1 protein-coding gene is annotated in these 2,357 nt (G+C 62.7%); it reads left to right on the plus strand.

Annotated elements, in window-relative coordinates:
* The first annotated feature begins 124 nt into the window (after window positions 1–124).
* The gene (locus VJ464_21545) at window positions 125–2,146 is read left to right on the plus strand and encodes a condensation domain-containing protein (GenBank protein ID HKQ07725.1); all 2,022 of its coding nucleotides are present in this window, start codon (window positions 125–127) and stop codon (window positions 2,144–2,146) included.
* Window positions 2,147–2,357: the final 211 nt, after the last annotated feature.

Genomic DNA, 2,357 nt, shown 5'->3' on the forward strand with positions numbered 1-2,357 from the left:
TGGGAAGCAGAGTGGGGAGAGGTATGTGCCGGATTGGCTGGGAGGGGGAAGCGGCGAGCGGCTGTATCGGACGGGCGACGTGGGGAGGTATGTGGGAGACGGGCGGCTGGAGTACCTTGGGCGAGTGGATCAGCAGGTGAAGGTGCGAGGGTATCGGATCGAGTTGGGGGAGATCGAAGCGGCGATGAAGGAGGCCGAGTGGGTGGAGGACGCGGCGGCGGCGGCGGTAGGAGGAGAGAGAGGGGAGAAGCGGCTGGTGGGGTACGTGGTGATGAGGGAGGGGAGGAAGATAGAGAGAGGGGAGATGAGGAGGCAGTTGAAAGAGCGGCTGCCGGAGTATATGGTGCCGACGGCGTACGTGGAGCTAGAGGAGCTGCCGCTGACGGCCAACGGCAAGCTCGACCGCAAGGCCCTGCCCGCTCCCACCGCCGACACCGAGCCGGCGGACCTCTCACAAGTACCCAGCAGCCCTGTCGAGCAAGCCCTTTGCCGCATCTGGGCTGAGATGCTCAGGCTTCCTCAGGTCGGCATCCACGACAACTTCTTTGAGCTCGGCGGCGACTCGATTCTGGCTATTCACGTAGCATCTAGAGCTCAACGTGCGGGAATATCAATAACGCCGCGACAAATCTTCCTGCACCAGAGCATCGCCGAACTCGCCACAGAGGTCGGCACCGTCAAACGCCTGGCGGCCGCGCAGGGACTGCTCTCCGGGCCTGTCCCCCTGACGCCCATCCAGGCCCGCTTCTTCGAGCAGCAACGCCGTCATCCTCATCACTACAACCAATCCTTGTTGCTGGAAGGCGCCACGCCCATTGACCCGCTCACTCTGCAAGCGGCGGTCACTGCCCTGTGCCTCCACCACGACCAGCTGCGGGCGCGCTTCTGGCGCGAGGCCGGCCAGTGGCGGCAGGCCATCAGCCCGCAGGTGCCGACTGACCTGATCCAGATGATCGACCTGTCGGGGCTGGAAGCCTCCGCCTGGGAAAGTGCCTTCCGGCAGGCGGCCGGCGAGTTGCAGGCGAGCCTGCAACTGGACGAGGGGCGGCTGCTGCGGCTGGGCTACTTCGACTTCGGGCCCGAGCGGGAGGCGTGGGTGCTGGTCGTGGCGCACCACCTGGTGATAGACACGGTCTCGTGGGGCGTGCTGCTGGAGGATTTAATCCATGCCTACGAGGGACTGCGGCGCGGCGAGGCGGTGGAATTGGCCGAAAAGACGAATTCCTATCAGCAGTGGGCAGCCGGGTTGGAGGAGGTTGCCCGCGCAGGAGAGCTGGAGAGGCAGGAGGGAGAGTACTGGCGCAAGGTGGTGCGACAGGGCGGCGGGCGGCTGCCGCGGGACTATGAGGAAGGCGAGAACCTTGGCGACAGCGGCGCGACGGTGGTGGTGGGGCTGAGCCAGGAGCAGACGCGGCAGCTGGTGCGGGAGGTGGTGAAGGCTGTCGGCGGCGAGTTGCAGGAGGTGCTGGTGGGAGCGCTGGTCGAGAGTATCTGCGCATGGAGCGGGGGGAGTGGCGTGAAGGTGGAGCTGGAGGGCCACGGGCGAGAGGAAGAGGTGGTGGGAGTTGACCTGACGCGGAGTGTGGGATGGCTCACGAGCGTCTACCCGGTGTGGATCGACAGGCAGGCAGGAGAGTGGCCGAGGCAGCAGATGCGGCGAGTCGAGGAGCAGATGCGGCGGGTGCCGCAGCGCGGTATTGGTTATGGGATCTTGAGGTATTTGAATGCAGAATCAGAGATCGCCAGGGAGTTGTCACAGGCGGCGGAGCCGGAAATCTGTTTTAACTACCTCGGACAGTTTGATGAGGCGAAAAAGTCAGACCGCCAGTTCTTAATCTCAGGAGCTGAGCACGGGCCAAGGCATAGTCCGCAGGACATGCGGGAGTACACGTTTGAGATCAACTGCTGGATCAGCCGTGGGCGCTTCCAATCTGAATGGGCTTACAGCCGCAACCTGCACCGTGCCGACACGGTAGAAAGGCTGGCACAGAGTTATCTTGATGTCCTTCGGCAAATCATCGCAAGTGTAAGTTCCATCACAGAAGCCCCCTCTGCCGTTGACCTCGACGTAGTGGGTTTCGACTCACAAGAGCTGGACAGTATCCTCGACGGAATCGAAGTAGAGCCAGAAGATGCCCATTCATAGCAAGCGCTTCAGGTGACCTTAGCCAACCAGATAAACACCAACCTGGACCGGAAAGAATTAGAGCAATGAAAGACAAGACGAACGTAGAGGCAGTGTACCCGCTAACGCCCATGCAACAGGGGATGATCTTCCACTGCATGCAGGCCCCCGGCTCGGGCTACTACATTCTGCAAGGCCGCTGCGTGCTGAAGGGCGAGCTGGATGTGGCCAA

The organism is Blastocatellia bacterium (genome assembly GCA_035275065.1).
Lineage (GTDB): Bacteria > Acidobacteriota > Blastocatellia > UBA7656 > UBA7656 > DATENM01.